This is a genomic window from Streptomyces sp. NPDC091271 (assembly GCF_044757505.1).
Lineage (GTDB): Bacteria > Actinomycetota > Actinomycetes > Streptomycetales > Streptomycetaceae > Streptomyces.
This window is the reverse complement of the sequence record NZ_JBIVVD010000005.1, coordinates 401,484-416,304: the sequence shown is the minus strand read 5'-3', so window position 1 is coordinate 416,304 and position 14,821 is coordinate 401,484. Positions and strand designations below refer to the sequence as shown.

At 72.5% G+C, this 14,821-nt stretch carries 14 protein-coding genes; 10 read left to right on the top strand and 4 right to left on the bottom strand.

From position 1 onward, the window contains the following. Window positions 1-8 precede the first annotated feature (8 nt). From ACIQM3_RS23030 to ACIQM3_RS23020, 3 genes are all read left to right on the top strand, one after another. Window positions 9-1,034: an NlpC/P60 family protein gene (locus ACIQM3_RS23030; protein WP_401627102.1), complete on the top strand. Its 1,026-nt coding sequence runs from the start codon at window positions 9-11 to the stop codon at window positions 1,032-1,034. Between the two features lie 237 nt (window positions 1,035-1,271). After that, a complete protein-coding gene (locus ACIQM3_RS23025) occupies window positions 1,272-2,294 on the top strand; it encodes an NlpC/P60 family protein (protein ID WP_401627100.1) in 1,023 nt (340 codons plus the stop codon). Window positions 2,295-2,310: 16 nt separating this feature from the next. Further along, complete coding sequence (locus tag ACIQM3_RS23020) at window positions 2,311-3,564, top strand: hypothetical protein (protein WP_401627099.1); 1,254 nt, start codon at window positions 2,311-2,313, stop codon at window positions 3,562-3,564. Here ACIQM3_RS23020 and ACIQM3_RS23015 read toward each other — a convergent pair. Next, a complete protein-coding gene (locus ACIQM3_RS23015; RefSeq protein ID WP_401627097.1) occupies window positions 3,521-4,777 on the bottom strand; it encodes a glycosyltransferase 87 family protein in 1,257 nt (418 codons plus the stop codon). The two genes, ACIQM3_RS23020 and ACIQM3_RS23015, sit on opposite strands and share 44 nt — an antisense overlap. Before the next feature lie 77 nt (window positions 4,778-4,854). Here ACIQM3_RS23015 and ACIQM3_RS23010 point away from each other — a divergent pair, with 77 nt between their 5' ends. Beyond that, entirely contained in the window at window positions 4,855-5,997 is a 1,143-nt protein-coding gene (locus ACIQM3_RS23010; RefSeq protein ID WP_401627095.1) for a glycosyltransferase family 4 protein, read from the top strand. An 84-nt stretch (window positions 5,998-6,081) separates the two neighbouring features. Here ACIQM3_RS23010 and ACIQM3_RS23005 read toward each other — a convergent pair whose 3' ends face one another. Continuing rightward, on the bottom strand, window positions 6,082-7,878 hold the full coding sequence (locus tag ACIQM3_RS23005) for an AMP-dependent synthetase/ligase (RefSeq protein ID WP_401627093.1): 1,797 nt from the start codon (window positions 7,876-7,878) through the stop codon (window positions 6,082-6,084). Between the two features lie 280 nt (window positions 7,879-8,158). Here ACIQM3_RS23005 and ACIQM3_RS23000 point away from each other — a divergent pair, with 280 nt between their 5' ends. The 6 genes from ACIQM3_RS23000 to ACIQM3_RS22975 all read left to right on the top strand — a co-directional run bounded on the left by ACIQM3_RS23000 (window position 8,159) and on the right by ACIQM3_RS22975 (window position 13,332). Continuing rightward, window positions 8,159-8,968: a metallophosphoesterase gene (locus ACIQM3_RS23000; RefSeq protein WP_401627092.1), complete on the top strand. Its 810-nt coding sequence runs from the start codon at window positions 8,159-8,161 to the stop codon at window positions 8,966-8,968. A 120-nt stretch (window positions 8,969-9,088) separates the two neighbouring features. Continuing rightward, entirely contained in the window at window positions 9,089-9,538 is a 450-nt protein-coding gene (locus ACIQM3_RS22995) for an SRPBCC family protein (protein ID WP_073747652.1), read from the top strand. A gap of 4 nt (window positions 9,539-9,542) precedes the next feature. Beyond that, window positions 9,543-10,706, top strand: a complete 1,164-nt coding sequence (locus ACIQM3_RS22990) for an ArsA-related P-loop ATPase (RefSeq protein ID WP_401627090.1) — start codon at window positions 9,543-9,545, stop codon at window positions 10,704-10,706. Window positions 10,707-10,786: 80 nt separating this feature from the next. After that, the gene (locus ACIQM3_RS22985) at window positions 10,787-11,278 is read left to right on the top strand and encodes a DUF5304 domain-containing protein (protein ID WP_401627088.1); all 492 of its coding nucleotides are present in this window, start codon (window positions 10,787-10,789) and stop codon (window positions 11,276-11,278) included. A gap of 277 nt (window positions 11,279-11,555) precedes the next feature. Next, window positions 11,556-12,497, top strand: coding sequence for an ROK family glucokinase (locus ACIQM3_RS22980; RefSeq protein WP_099176282.1), 942 nt, complete (start codon window positions 11,556-11,558; stop codon window positions 12,495-12,497). Between the two features lie 73 nt (window positions 12,498-12,570). Next, window positions 12,571-13,332, top strand: a complete 762-nt coding sequence (locus tag ACIQM3_RS22975; protein WP_401627087.1) for an endonuclease/exonuclease/phosphatase family protein — start codon at window positions 12,571-12,573, stop codon at window positions 13,330-13,332. Between the two features lie 17 nt (window positions 13,333-13,349). Here ACIQM3_RS22975 and ACIQM3_RS22970 read toward each other — a convergent pair whose 3' ends face one another. Further along, the gene (locus tag ACIQM3_RS22970) at window positions 13,350-14,018 is read right to left on the bottom strand and encodes a hypothetical protein (protein ID WP_401627086.1); all 669 of its coding nucleotides are present in this window, start codon (window positions 14,016-14,018) and stop codon (window positions 13,350-13,352) included. Beyond that, window positions 14,011-14,790 (bottom strand): alpha/beta hydrolase, encoded by a 780-nt coding sequence (locus ACIQM3_RS22965; protein WP_401627084.1) that lies wholly within the window; start codon window positions 14,788-14,790, stop codon window positions 14,011-14,013. The genes ACIQM3_RS22970 and ACIQM3_RS22965 overlap by 8 nt, the downstream gene beginning before the upstream one ends. Window positions 14,791-14,821: the final 31 nt, after the last annotated feature.

Here is a 14,821-nt window from a genome sequence, read left to right as displayed (position 1 = left end):
TCGCCTTCGTGGCGTCCCACCGTCGTCCCAAGCAGCCGAGCCGCACCCGCGTGACCGTGCTCACCGCGACCGCCGCCGCAGCCGTGGCCCTGACCTCCCAGGCCGCGCACGCCGACCCCAAGCCGACCAAGAGCGAGGTCAAGGCGAAGGTCGACAAGCTCTACCACGAGGCCGAGGTCGCCACCGAGAAGGCCAACGGCGCCAAGGAGCAGCAGGACAAGCTCAAGAAGCAGGCCGAGGCGCTCCAGGACAAGGTCGCCCGCGGCCAGGACGAGCTCAACACCCTGCGCGGAGAGCTCGGTTCGCTCGCCACCGCGCAGTACCGCTCCGGTGGTCTCGACCCGTCGGTCCAGCTGCTGCTCTCCTCGGACCCGGACAGCTTCCTCGACCAGGCCTCCGCGCTCGACCAGCTGACGGCCAAGCAGGCCGAGTCGCTGCAGAAGATCCAGGCGAAGCAGCGCACCCTGGCGCAGCAGCGCAAGGAGGCCGAGGGCAAGCTCGCGGACCTCGCCGACGTCCGCAAGTCGCTGAACGAGAACAAGAAGAAGTACCAGGGCAAGCTCGCCGACGCGCAGAAGCTGCTGAACACCCTCACGGCCGCCGAGCGCGCCAAGATGGCCGAGGACGAGCAGCGCGCCAGCCGCGCCGCCGGTGACCGGGTCGACCTCGGCAACGAGGTCCCCGCCTCCGCCCGTGGCGCCGCCGCCCTCCAGGCCGCCTCCACGCAGCAGGGCAAGGCGTACGTCTCCGGTGCCACCGGCCCCAACGCCTACGACTGCTCGGGTCTGACCCAGTGGGCGTACGCCCAGGCCGGCGTCCAGATCACCCGCACCACGTACACCCAGATCAACGACGGTGTCCGGATCGGCCGCAGCGCCCTGAAGCCGGGCGACCTGGTCTTCTTCAACAACACCTCGCACGTGGGCCTGTACGCGGGCAACAACCAGATCCTGCACGCCCCGAAGCCCGGCGCCGTGGTCCGCTACGAGTCGATGGACTACATGGGCACCTTCCAGTTCGGCGTGCGCGTCTGACGCCCGAACGGGCGAATCGCGGTACCCCTCGACGGAGCCCCGCCCCACCGGAGACCACAGGTCACCGGCGGGGCGGGGCTTTTCCGTCCCCTTCCCGCCCGCGGCGTGGCCTTTGGCCGCGGTGCAGCCGTCCGGTTACTGTCTGCGCTGCCGTGCAGCTCCCGGTCGTCGGTCCGCCCGTCCCGGGCGGCAGGGGCTGCGCACATCTGCGTACAGCGGAAGGGAGTGCGGCTTCCTGTGGTCTCGCATCGCCGCCCCACCGGGCCCGGCCTCAACCGTGGCGTCCGGGCCACCGTCCTGTCCGCCGCCGCGGCCACCGCGGCGGCCGGCCTCCAGGCCGCACCCGCGAGCGCCGTGCCCGAGGAGACCCACGGGACGGCCAAGGCCGCGGTCGACCGGCTGTACGGGGAGGCCGAGCGCGCCACCGAGCAGTACAACGCCGCCCGGGAGAGCCTCGGCCGGCTGCGCGGCCGGATCGCCAGGGCCCAGGACTCGGCGGCCCGGACGCAGGAGGGCGTCAACCGGATGCGGGCCTCCCTCGGCTCGATGGCCGGCGCGCAGTACCGCTCGGGCGGCATCGATCCCTCGGTCGCCCTCCTGCTCTCCTCGGACCCGGACACCTTCCTGGACCGGGCCGCCGCGCTGGACCGCGCGGGCGAGCGCCGGGCCGTGACACTGCGCAAGCTCCATCACGCCCAGCGGAAGATCGCGCAGAGCCGTGCGGAGGCCGCCGGGGCCCTCGCCGCCATGGAGCGGGAACGCGCGGCGGTGGCGCGCCACAAGCGCACCGTGGAGGGCAAACTGGCCCGGGCCCGGGAGCTCCTGCACACCCTGCCGGCCACCGACCGCGAGTCCCTCGGCCGCGCGTCCCGCTCAGGCCCGTCCGAGACGCTCACCGCCGGGGCCCCAGCCTCCGCGCGCGGCCTGGCGGCTCTCATGGCGGCCCGGCAGGCCCTCGGCCGTCCGTACGTCTGGGGCGCCAACGGGCCCGCCGGGTTCGATTGCTCCGGGCTGATGCAGTGGGCGTACGCGCAGGCCGGTGTCGGCCTGCCGCGGACCTCGCAGGCACAGCGGTACGCCGGCCGCATGGTGCCGCTCGCGCAGGCGCGGCCGGGCGATCTGGTCGCCTACCGCGCGGATGCGAGCCACATCGGGATGTACGCGGGAAACGGGCAGGTCATCCACGCCCCGTACCCAGGGGCGCCGGTGCGCTACGACCCCGTCGGCATGATGCCCGTCTCCTCGGTCACCCGCGTATGACCGTACGATCGGCCCGATGGCTGTTCGGACGCAGGACGCGCGGCGGGAGCGCACCCGCAGACGGAGCACGGCGGGCGCCGTGCTCGCCGCTCTGCTGCTCGCGTCCGCCTGCGCCGGTCCCGGGGACACCGCCACCGGCATCACCGCGCGGGAGGTCGGCGCCGCCCTGGACCGCCGGGCCGAGGCGGTCATGGAGCACGACACCGACGCCTACCTGGCCGCGCTCGACCCCCGTGCCGCCTCCTTCCGGGCCGCACAGCGCACCGAACTGAGCAACCTCGCCGACGTACCGCTGGAGTCGTGGGCGTACAAGGTGAACGACGTGACCGACGAGGGTGCGGACCGGGTGACCGCCGAGGTCGAGCTGCGCTACCGGATCAAGGGCTACGACATGGCCCCCATGTCCTCCTCGCGCACGGTGGAGCTGGTCCGCCGGGGGGAGGGCGGCAGCTGGTACATCGCCGCCGACCGGGCCGCCGACGGCTCCCCGGGGCAGCTCTGGCAGCAGGGCGACGTCGAGGTCGTACGGGGCACGCACAGCCTGGTCCTCGGGGTCGGCCGGCGGGCCGCGGAGCTGCGCCGGATCGCGGCCACCGCGGACCGGGCCGTCCCTGCCGTCACCGGCGCCTGGCCGGAGCCCTGGGCGGAGCGGGTCGTGGTGCTCGTCCCGGAGTCCGTGGAGGACATGGCGGGGCTCCTGGACTCACCCGCGGCCAGCTACCGGGGCATAGCGGCAGTCACCACCGGCAAGGTCGGCGGAAGCGGCCGGGAGCCCGCGGACCGGGTGATCGTCAATCCGCAGGCCTACGGAATGCTCGGCGACTTCGGGCAGCGGGTCGTCCTCACCCACGAGACCACCCATGTGGCTACCCGGGCACACACCTCCGCCGCCACGCCCGTCTGGCTCTCCGAGGGCTTCGCCGACCGGACCGCCTACCGCCAGGAGAGCCGCACCGCCCCGGAGATCGCACCGGAGCTCGCCGAGGCCGTCCGGCGCGGTGAGCTGCCCGCGCGGCTTCCGACCGACGAGGACTTCGGCTTCGGCGAGGACGCGGCGAAGCTCTCCCGGGCGTACGAGGGCGCCTGGCTGGCCTGCGAGCTGATCGCGCGGGACTGGGGCGAGGAGGAGCTGATCGCCTTCTACAAGGCCGTGGGGAGCCGTTCCGAGCGGGACGGCGCCGTCGAGCAGGCCATGCACACGGTGCTCGGCACCACGCCCCAGGACTTCACGGCGCGCTGGCGGGAGTATCTGCGCACCCGGCTGGGCTGACCCGCTCCGCCGCGCGCCCCCTTCCCGCCCGCGGCACGGTGTCCCGCCAGAGCCGCCGCCCGGCGCTCAGCGTCGCGGCGAGCAGCAGACCGTTGCGTACGGCCATGAGCTCCAGGCCCTCCGGGTCACTGGCCACCACATGCCCGAAGCCGAGCGGGAACTCCAGCAGCGTGACGGCCGTGGCCACCAGGACCAGACACGCGGGCAGCGCCATCCTGCTGCCCCGGAAGACCAGGCACACCGCGGCGACACCGAGCGGCCACACCATGTACTGGGGGCTGATGACGCGGCTGGTCACGGTGAACAGCAGCACCGCGGTGAACGCCGCGTCGGCCGGGGTGTGCACCGCGAACGTACGGGCCCGCAGCCGCCACACCAGCAGCCAGCCGAAGGCGAGCACGCTCAGCGCCAGGGCCAGGGTGCTCACCAGCGCCACATGCGGGCCGGCGAACTCCATCGAGCCGTAGCGGAGCTCCACCCGGCCCTCCCAGCCGAACTGCCGGGCCACATGGAAGACCAGCGCCCCCAGCGACTCGATCTCCAGCCCCCGGTCCCGCTGGAACGTCAAAAAGGCGAACGCGCCGGGCACCGCCACCGCCGCCACCAGGGCCAGCAGCGCGCCCGTCACCGCCGCCGCCGACCAGGAACGGCGGGTGTCCCCGCCCCGGGCGGTGCCCACCAGCACCAGCACCGGCCACACCTTCAGCAGCGTGCCGAAGGCGGCCAGCGCCCCCAGCACCCTGGGGTGACGGACACCCGCCAGTAGCGCCGCCACGGCGACGGCCGTCACCATCAGGTCGTAACGGGCGTACACGGTCGGCCCGAGCAGCGGCACGCCCGCCACCCACAGCCAGGCGCCCGCGTCGCGCATGCCGGGACGGCTTCCCGCGTACAGCAGCAGACCGAACACCAGAGCGTCACACAGAAGTACGAGGACGAAGAAGGCGGAGGCGTACTCCAGGAACGGCAGCAGGTCCGGGGAGAGCACGGCGAGGGCGGCGGCGGGCGGATACTGCCACGTGACGTCGTCCAGCGGGTACGTGCCGGTGCGGAGCACCTCGTACCATCCCCGGTAGATCACCGAGACGTCACTCGTGACGTCGGGGCCCGGCACCGTGAACACCTTGAAGACGCAGAGCAGCAGCACCGCCCGGGTGAGACCCCACACGGCGAGGGACAGAGCCCGGCCACTCGCGTCCGTCCTGACCGTCATGCACGCCATGATGCAGGCCGGGGCTGTGCGGGAGCCGTCAGGCAGGGCCGTCGGGACGCCCGGTACTGTCGGCGGCGATGGACAAGACGCTGATCGTGACGAACGACTTCCCGCCCCGCCCCGGCGGCATCCAGGCCTTCCTCCACAACATGGCGCTGCGCATGGATCCCGACCGGATCGTGGTCTACGCCTCCACCTGGAAGCGCGGCACGGAAGGTGCCGAGGCCACCGCGGCCTTCGACGCCGAGCAGCCGTTCACCGTCGTACGCGACCGTACGACGATGCTGCTGCCCACCCCTGGGGTCACCCGGCGGGCGGTCCGGCTGCTGCGTGAACACGGCTGCTCCTCCGTGTGGTTCGGCGCGGCCGCCCCCCTCGGGCTGATGGCGCCCGCGCTGCGCGGGGCCGGTGCCCGCCGGATCGTGGCCACCACCCACGGCCACGAGGCGGGCTGGGCACAGCTGCCCGCGTCCCGGCAGCTGCTGCGCCGCATCGGCGAGGCCACCGACACCATCACCTACCTCGGCGAGTACACCCGGTCCAGGATCGCCGCGGCGCTCACCCCCGAGGCTGCGGCCCGCATGGTGCAGCTGCCGCCCGGGGTCGACGAGGAGACCTTCCATCCGGCCTCCGGCGGCGACCGGATCAGGGCCCGGCTGGGGCTCGCGGACCGGCCCGTCGTCGTGTGCGTCTCGCGGCTGGTGCCGCGCAAGGGCCAGGACACACTCATCCTGGCCATGCCCGCGATCCTGGCGCGCGTGCCGGACGCGGTCCTGCTCGTCGTGGGCGGCGGCCCGTACGCCGGGCAGCTGAAGAAGCTGGCGGCCGAGACCGGCGTCGAGGACTCCGTGCGCTTCACCGGGCCGGTGCCCTGGGAGGAGCTGCCAGCGCACCACGGCGCCGGCGACGTGTTCGCCATGCCCTGCCGCACCCGGCGCGGCGGGCTCGACGTCGAAGGCCTCGGCATCGTCTACCTGGAGGCGTCCGCGACCGGACTGCCCGTCGTGGCGGGCGACTCGGGGGGCGCCCCCGACGCCGTGCTCGACGGCGAGACCGGCTGGGTGGTGCGGGGCGGCTCCGCCGAGGAGTCAGCCGACCGGATCGTCACCCTGCTCCGCGACCCGGAACTGCGCCGGCGCATGGGGGAGCGGGGCAGGGCGTGGGTCGAGGAGAAGTGGCGCTGGGACCTGCTCGCCGAGCAGCTGAAGACGCTGCTCTGACCACGCACGCACGAGGAGGGGCCCGCACGGTTCGCCGTGCGGGCCCCTCCTCGTGCGTGCGTCTCTTCTTACGGTCGTCCGGGTTCAGCCGCGGTAGATCGACTCGACCTCGTCCGCGAAGTCCTTCGCCACGACGTTGCGCTTCAGCTTCAGCGAGGGCGTGATGTGACCCGCCTCCTCGGTGAACTGAGCCGCCAGGACGCGGAACTTGCGTACCGACTCCGCCTTGGAGACCGCCGCGTTGCCGTCGTCCACGGCCCGCTGCACCTCGGCCAGCAGATCGGGGTCGTCGCGCAGCGAGACCGCCGTCGACCCGGCCGGCTTGCCGTTCTCCTCGGCCCAGCGGGAGAGGAACTCCTCGTCGAGGGTGAGCAGCGCGCCGACGAACGGGCGTCCGTCGCCGACCACCATGCACTCGGCCACCAGGGCGTGCGCGCGGATCCGGTCCTCGATCACCGCGGGCGCGACGTTCTTGCCGCCCGCCGTGACGATGATCTCCTTCTTGCGGCCCGTGATCGCGAGATAGCCGTCCTCGTCGAGCGTGCCGATGTCACCCGTGTGGAACCAGCCGTCGGCCAGCGCCTCGGCCGTCGCGGCCTCGTTCTGCCAGTACCCGTTGAACAGGTGCTCGCCGTGCAGCAGCACCTCGCCGTCGTCCGCGATCCGCACGACAGAGCCCGGCAGCGGCTGGCCGACCGTACCGATCTTCTGCCGGTCCCACGGGTTGAAGGCCGTGGCCGCGCAGCTCTCGGTGAGGCCGTAGCCCTCCAGCACCGTGAAGCCGATGCCGCGGAAGAAGTGGCCGAGCCGCTCGCCCAGCGGGGCGCCGCCGGAGATCGCGTACTCGCCACGGCCGCCGAGCACGGCTCGCAGCTTGCTGAACACCAGCTTGTCGAAGACCTTGTGCTTGACCTTCAGGCCCACCGAGGGGCCCTCGGGCGTCCCCAGCGCACGGCTGTACGCGATCGCGGTGTCGGCCGCCTTGTCGAAGATCTTGCCCTTGCCGTCGGCCTGGGCCTTGGCCCGCGCCGAGTTGTAGACCTTCTCGAACACCCGCGGCACACCGAGGATCAGCGTCGGCCGGAACGAGGCCAGCTCGTCCGTCAGGTTCTTGATGTCCGGCACGCAGCCGAGCTTGATCGGCGCCATCACCGACGCGACCTCGACCAGCCGGCCGAAGACGTGCGCGGTGGGGAGGAAGAGCAGGACGGAGCACTCGCCGGTACGGAAGAGGGGCTTGAGCCGCTCCACGATGTTGCCGCACTCCGCGAAGAAGCTGCGGTGCGTCAGCACACAGCCCTTGGGGCGGCCGGTGGTGCCCGAGGTGTAGACGATCGTCGCCGGGTCGTCGGCCTTGGCGCTCACCATGCGCAGGTCGAGCATCTCGTCGGAGACCCCGGCACCCGCCGCGACGAGCTCGCCGACGGCGCCCCGGTCGATCTCCCAGACGTGCTGCAGACCGGGGAGCCGGTCCCGCACCGCGGTGACGGACTCCGCGTGGGCCCCGCTCTCCACGACGGCCGCGACCGCGCCCGAGTCGCCGAGTATCCACTGGACCTGCTCCGGGGAGCTGGTCTCGTACACCGGCACGGTGACGGCGCCCGCGCACCAGATGGCGAAGTCCAGCAGGACCCACTCGAAGCGGGTGCGGGACATGAGCGCGACCCGGTCGCCGGGCTGGATGCCCGCCGCGATCAAGCCTCTGGCGGTGTCTCTGACCTCAGTGAGGAACTGGGTCGCCGTGACGTCCGTCCAGACGCCGGCCACCTTCCGGCTCATCACCGCGACATCGGGATGCTGAGCGGCGTTGCGGCGGATGAGATCCGTCAGGTTGCCGTCCGTAGGGACCTCGTACAGGGCCGGAAGGCTGAACTCGCGCAAGACTGCTGCTCCTCATCGGGCTCCGGTTCCACGGCTCTGTGCGACGTACCGGATCGGTCCAAGCCTGGCAGATGCTCAGTGGGGTGAGCACGACTGGACTGGCGGGACGTTACCCACCGGTACTCGGTTCCGGAAAGGGGGTTCCGGCCAGATGTCTTATGCATCACACATATCGGTGGTCCTTCGGCGCACATTAGTCCACCCGTGTCCCGATCCGGAAGTAATCGCAGGTCCGGGCGCCTCTACCCAGAGCAGCGGGCGGAGACCTAGGGTGATCTCCATGCGAGCCGGCACACCGCACAATCAGCACACAACCCCCACTCGACGGACACGCGTGCACGTGGTCAGTGACGTGCACGGCAACACGGAGGCCCTGGCGCGGGCCGGGGACGGGGCGGACGCCCTGATCTGTCTGGGTGACCTGGTCCTCTTCCTCGACTACGCCGACCATTCGCGCGGCATCTTCCCCGACCTGTTCGGGGTCGCCAACGCCGACCGCATCGTCGAGCTGCGCACCGCACGCCGCTTCGACGAGGCGCGCGCCTTCGGCCGCGAACTGTGGGCCGGCCGGGACCGCAACGCGGCGATCCTGTCCGCCGTACGCAAGCAGTACGCCGAGATGTTCGCGGTCATGCCCACCCCGACCTACGCCACGTACGGCAATGTCGACGTGCCCGCGCTCTGGCCCGAGTACGCCCATTCCGGTACCACCGTGCTGGACGGCGAACGTGCCGAGATCGGAGGCCGCGTCTTCGGGTTCGTAGGGGGAGGCCTCAGGACGCCCATGAACACCCCGTACGAGATCAGCGACGAGGAGTACGCCGCCAAGGTCGAGGCGCTCGGTCCGGTGGACGTCCTCTGCTCACACATCCCGCCGGACGTGCCGGAGCTGACGTACGACACCGTGGCCCGGCGCTTCGAGCGGGGCAGCCGCGCGCTCCTGGACGCCATCCACCGGACCCGCCCCCGCTACGCGATTTTCGGTCACGTCCACCAGCCGCTGGTCCGCAGGATGCGGATCGGCGTCACCGAGTGCGTCAACGTCGGCCACTTCGCCTCGAGCGGGCGCCCCTGGGCCCTGGAGTGGTGAGCGACACGGCCACCGTCCGCGGGCCGGGGCGCGGGCGGGAGGGCCACCGGCACGCGATAGCCTGCACACGGCAGGCCTCTGCCGAACGCGACCGGTACACCGCACTGGAGGGCCACGGCGATGGCTGAACACACCAGCTCGAGCATCACGATCGAGGCGGCACCGGCCGACGTCATGGGAGTGATCGCCGACTTCGCCCGCTATCCGGAGTGGACCGGCGAGGTGAAGGAGGCCGAGATCCTCGCCACCGACGACCAGGGCCGCGCCGAGCAGGTGCGCCTCGTCCTGGACGCCGGGGCGATCAAGGACGACCACGTCCTCGCCTACACCTGGAACAGCCCGTACGAGGTCGGCTGGACCCTGGTCAAGTCCCAGATGCTGCGTGCCCTCGACGGCAGTTACGCGCTGGCGCCGCTGGGCGACGGCGACCGCACCGAGGTCACCTACCGCCTCGCCGTCGACGTCAAGATCCCGCTGCTCGGCATGATCAAGCGCAAGGCCGAGAAGGTCATCATCGACCGTGCCCTCGCCGGGCTGAAGAAGCGCGTCGAGTCCGTCCCGAAGGCCTGATCACGTGCGTACGGTCCTCGTCACCGGCCCCGGCGGCGCAGGCCGTACCACCGTCGCGGCGGCGACCGCGCTCGCCTCGGCGCGCGCCGGCCGCCGCACCCTCCTGATCTCCGCGGACGCCGTGCCCGCACTCCCCGCGGACACCGAGCGCGTGTCCTGCGCCCGCATCGACTCCGCCGCGCACTTCCGCGACGAGCTCCTGGAGCTCCAGGACCGGGCGTCCGGGGTGCTCGACCTGCTCGGCGCCAACCGGCTCGACGGCGAGGAACTCACCGAACTGCCGGGCAGCGCACAGCTCGCCGTCCTGCACGCCCTGCGCCGGGCGGCCGAGGGCGACGGGACGGAGTCCGGCCACGAGGTCCTCGTCGTCGACCTCCCCCCGCTCCCCGACGCCCTCGCCCTGCTCGCACTGCCCGGACAGCTGCGCCGCTATCTGCGCCGCCTACTGCCCGCCGAACGCCAGGCGGCCCGCGCCCTGCGCCCGGTGCTCGCCCAGCTCGCCGGCGTCCCCATGCCGGCCCAGTGGCTGTACGAGGCCGCCGCGCGCAAGGACGCCGAACTGGCCGCCGTCGAGGCCCTCCTCGGCGACGACGCGACCACCGTGCGGCTGGTCGCCGAACCCGGGCAGGCCGCCGTCGAGGCGCTGCGCTCCGCCCGTACCGGACTCGCCCTGCACGGGCTGCGCGTCGACTCCGTCGTGGCCTCCCGGGTCCTGCCCCGGCACTCCGCCGACCCCTGGTTCGCCGACCTGGCCGCGCGGCAGGAGAAGGCCCTGGACCTCTGGCACCAGGAGTGGGCACCCGGCGCGTCCGTACGCGAGACCGCCCACCTCGGCCGCGAGCCGCGCACCGTCGAGGACCTGGCCCTGCTCGCCGAGACCTGCGCGCCGGACGACCGGGCGCCGGGACACGCCGGAGACCCCTGGTGGACCGAGGACACCGGCGACGGTGTCATCGCGTGGTGCCTCCCGCTGCCCGGGGCGGTCAAGGAGGACCTCAAGCTCGTCCGGCGCGGCGACGAACTCTTCCTCACCGCCGGACCGTTCCACCGCGTCGTCCGCCTGGAGTCGGCGCTGCGCCGCTGCACCGTCTCCGGGGCAGCGCTCACCGACGGCGTCCTGCGTGTCCGGTTCACGCCTGATCCCGCGCTCTGGCCCCGGACACAATGAACGGCGTACCACCGTTCGGGTAACGTCGGTAGTACGTGGCCCGCACGGTCACGCAGGCAACCGCGTCGCAGGAGTCCGCCATGAGTGAAGCCACCGATCGTCCCGTCGACGACGACGCGTGGGCGGAGGCCTGCGCCGAGGATTTCGAAGCGGAGAAGGCCCGCCGCCGGGCCCAGTACGGGCAGCAGCCGGGGTCCGCCGCCGAGGAGCTGCGCAAACTGATCGACGCGGTGGCCGACAAGGTCTCCTCGCTGCAGTCGCCGCTGCTCGGCATGGCCGCCCAGGGCACCGTCCAGCAGGTGATCCGGCAGGCCAAGTCCGCGGTCGAGCCCGTCATCGAGCGGAACCCGGACCTCTTCGACCATCTCGCCGCCGCGGGGAACGAACTCCTCGCCGCCTACCGCTCCGCCGTCGAGGGCCAGGAAGGCCGCTGGACCCGGGGCACCGAAGGCGCCGGAGGCACCTCGGGCGGCACCGGATCCACCCCCGGCACCGCCAGGAAGGCGGCCGACGACCCCTCGGACCCGCGTGACGAGGGCACCGGGTCCAGCGAACCCATCGACCTGGACTGAGACCGGCCGGCACACGGGGGGCGGCGTCGCGGGGGTGGGCACGCACTCCCCCCAAGCTCTCGGCTTCGCTCGAGCAGGGAGGGGCCCCCACCGGCGTTGTCGTCAATCACCATGGCTCCGCCATACCTCAATCCTCCGCCTTGCAGCTGCACGCACCCACCCCCGCTCCTTCTTCCACCCCCCCATGTACCGGTCGGTCCGACCGTGGGCAGGAAATACCCGTCCCCGGCTCGGGTACGGTTGGCCGTAGCGGGGCTCGACCGAAACTGAGGGATTCATGGGACTCACCATCGGCGTCGATATCGGCGGCACGAAGATCGCGGCTGGAGTGGTCGACGAAGAGGGCCGGATCCTCTCGACGTTCAAGGTATCGACCCCGCCGACCGCCGAAGGCATCGTGGACGCGATCAGCGCCGCCGTGTCCGGGGCGAGCGAAGGACATGACGTCGAGGCGGTAGGCATCGGCGCGGCCGGATACGTCGACGACAAGCGTGCCACCGTGCTGTTCGCCCCCAACATCAACTGGCGCCACGAGCCGCTCAAGGACAAGGTCGAGCAGCGCGTCGGCCTGCCCGTCGTCGTCGAGAACGACGCCAACGCGGCGGCCTGGGGCGAATACCGCTTCGGTGCCGGCCAGGGTCACGACGACGTCATCTGCATCACGCTCGGCACCGGCCTGGGCGGCGGCATCATCATCGGCAACAAGCTGCGCCGGGGACGCTTCGGTGTGGCGGCGGAATTCGGTCACATCCGGGTCGTCCCGGACGGGCTGCTCTGCGGCTGCGGCAGCCAGGGCTGCTGGGAGCAGTACGCCTCCGGGCGCGCTCTCGTGCGGTACGCGAAGCAGCGCGCCAACGCCACCCCGGAGAACGCACCGATCCTCCTGGGGCTCGGCGACGGCACCGTGGAGGGCATCGAGGGCAAGCACATCAGCGAGGCCGCCCGGCAGGGCTGCCCGGTGGCCGTCGACTCCTTCCGTGAGCTGGCCCGCTGGGCCGGAGCCGGACTGGCCGACCTCGCCTCGCTCTTCGACCCGTCGGCCTTCATCGTCGGCGGCGGCGTATCGGACGAGGGCGAGCTGGTCCTCGACCCGATCCGCAAGTCGTTCCGGCGCTGGCTGATCGGCGGCGAATGGCGCCCGCACGCGCAGGTCCTCGCGGCCCAACTGGGCGGCAAGGCGGGCCTGGTGGGCGCGGCGGACCTGGCACGCCAGGGCTGACCGCACCCGCAGCACGTCCGACGCCCGTCGCGCCCCATGGGGAGCGGCGGGCGTCCGTCGTATCGTGCCTTCCATGGTCACGAAGCCGATGCCACTGCCCGACTCCCGTACCGAGCCGGACGGTTCGGCCGTCATCAGAGTGCTCAGCTACAACGTCCGCTCGCTGCGCGACGACACCGAGGCGCTGGCCCGTGTCATCCGCGCCTGCGCACCGGACCTGGTGTGCGTCCAGGAGGCCCCGCGCTTCTTCCGCTGGCGCAAGGCGGCGGCCCGGCTCGCGGCCATGACCGACCTGGTGGTCCTCAGCGGCGGGGCCACGGCGGCGGGACCGCTGCTGCTCTGCTCCCTGCGCGCCACCGTGGAACGCACCGAGGACATCCTGCTGCCTCTCACACCGGGGCTGCACCGGCGAGGCCTGGCCACGGCGGTCGTACGGATCGCCGGGGCGCGGATCGGCGTCGTCAGCTGCCACCTCAGCCTCCAGCGGGAGGAACGGGAGGCGCAGGCGGGACTGCTGCTGGAGCGGATCGACGCGATGGGCGTCCCGCACGGCGTCGTGGCCGGCGACCTCAACGACGTACCGGACGGGGGCGCCTTCCGACAGCTGGCGGGGCGGCTGCAGGACTGCCGGACCGTGCGGCCCTGGGGCGGCGAGCTCACCTTCCCGCCCGACGCGCCGCGCAAGCGGATCGACGCGGTGTTCGCGACCGGCGGCATCGAGGTGCTCGGCTGCGGCGTGCCGGAGGACCTGCCCGGCGTCACCGGCGCGGACCTACGGGCGGCCACGGACCATCTGCCCGTGCTGGCCGCCCTCAGGGTGCCCGCCGGGAACTGAGCCGGCCCCGGGGCGGGTCAGACGACCGCGCCGCGCCCCGGGTCGTCGTCCTCTTCGTCGTCGTGCGGCATGCGCGCCACCAGGGTGGCGAACCCGCCCAGGAAGCCGCCGATGGAGAGAGTGGTGAGCCACCACGTCATCTCCCACTGCATCAGCACCGCGACCAGCATCAGCACCGGGCCGCCGACGACCGCGAGCCAGGCGAACTTGGCCGTGACATCGGCCTCGGGAAGCGGCGGAGGCTCCGGCGGGACGAAGTGTCCCTCCTCGCTGTCGTCCGGATCGTCGATGTCGCCGTTCTCGGGCTCCTCCAGGCCGTAGTCGCGCGGGCCCGCGACCCCGGGCGCGAAGACGACCGAACCGCCGAGCGGCTTCTTCTCCGGCGGCCCGCCGGACGTCTTCCCGCCCACACCCTTGTCGGCGTCGTCACCCGCGCCGGACTCCGGAGAGGGGTCCAGGACGTTGACCTGGTCGTCCTCCAGCAGAGCCAGATCCTCGATCGACTTGAACGGCTTGGCGCCCGGCGGGTCCGGCGGCTCCTCGCCGTACCCCGCGACGATCGCCTCCCAGGCCGCGGCCTCGTCGATCCGGGCCCCCTCCGTGCCCTCGGGGACAGCCGCTCCTTCCGTGGGGCGCGGTTCGCGCTCCTCGTCACTGCCCGCGCGCTCCGCGTCGTGCTCAGCCACCGGACGTGCTCCCCTTCTTGCCAGCGTCGGTTGCGAGGCGGTCGACGAACCGATAGCTCTCGTCGAAGATCCGCTCCGCATCGTGGTCCAACGTCGCCACGTGGTAGCTCTGTTCCAGGAGGATCTCCTCGACCTCCCTGGACGAGACCCGGCTGAGGATCCGCGCGGAGTCGGCCGGGGGCACGACATGGTCCTGCGGACTGTGCAGCAGCACGATCGGCTGGGTGACCTGGGGCAGATCGGCGTCGACCAGCCGGAAGAACGCCCGCACGGAGTGAGCGGCGTGCAGCGGCACCCGGTCGTAGCCGATCTCCTCGGCACCCTCCAGCGCGATGTCGCTGGTCAGCCCCTTCGTCGTCCGCACCATATGGCGGGCCACCGGCAGGGCGTACGCAGAGAGGCCGTGCACCTTGTTCGCCGGATTCACCAGCACCAGGCCCGTGATCTCGTCACCGTGCTTCGCGGCGAGGCGCAGCGCGAGGGCACCGCCCATGGAGAGGCCGAAGACGAAGACCTGCTCGCACCGCGCACGCAGCGCCCGCAGCTCACGGTCCACCTCCGCATACCAGTCCTGCCAGCCCGTGACCGCCATGTCTTCCCAGCGCGTGCCGTGGCCGGGCAGCAGAGGGAGGGAGACGGTCAGTCCGCGCTCCGCCAGATAGCCGGCCCAGGGGCGCAGGGACTGCGGCGAACCCGTGAATCCGTGACAGAGGAGGACGCCGACCTCTCCGCCCTCATGGCGGAACGGCTCGGCTCCAGGGAGGACCGGCACCGGGGTCTCCTGTTCATGAAGCGGGGCGGGG

Bases quoted from the DNA above. Each gene is read 5' to 3' on its own strand.
- ACIQM3_RS23020 (WP_401627099.1), top strand. From the start codon at position 2,311: ATGGCTGTTCGGACGCAGGACGCGCGGCGGGAGCGCACCCGCAGACGG.
- ACIQM3_RS23015 (WP_401627097.1), bottom strand. From the start codon at position 4,777: ATGACGGTCAGGACGGACGCGAGTGGCCGGGCTCTGTCCCTCGCCGTG.
- ACIQM3_RS23010 (WP_401627095.1), top strand. From the start codon at position 4,855: ATGGACAAGACGCTGATCGTGACGAACGACTTCCCGCCCCGCCCCGGC.
- ACIQM3_RS23000 (WP_401627092.1), top strand. From the start codon at position 8,159: ATGCGAGCCGGCACACCGCACAATCAGCACACAACCCCCACTCGACGG.
- ACIQM3_RS22995 (WP_073747652.1), top strand. From the start codon at position 9,089: ATGGCTGAACACACCAGCTCGAGCATCACGATCGAGGCGGCACCGGCC.
- ACIQM3_RS22985 (WP_401627088.1), top strand. From the start codon at position 10,787: ATGAGTGAAGCCACCGATCGTCCCGTCGACGACGACGCGTGGGCGGAG.
- ACIQM3_RS22980 (WP_099176282.1), top strand. From the start codon at position 11,556: ATGGGACTCACCATCGGCGTCGATATCGGCGGCACGAAGATCGCGGCT.
- ACIQM3_RS22975 (WP_401627087.1), top strand. From the start codon at position 12,571: ATGGTCACGAAGCCGATGCCACTGCCCGACTCCCGTACCGAGCCGGAC.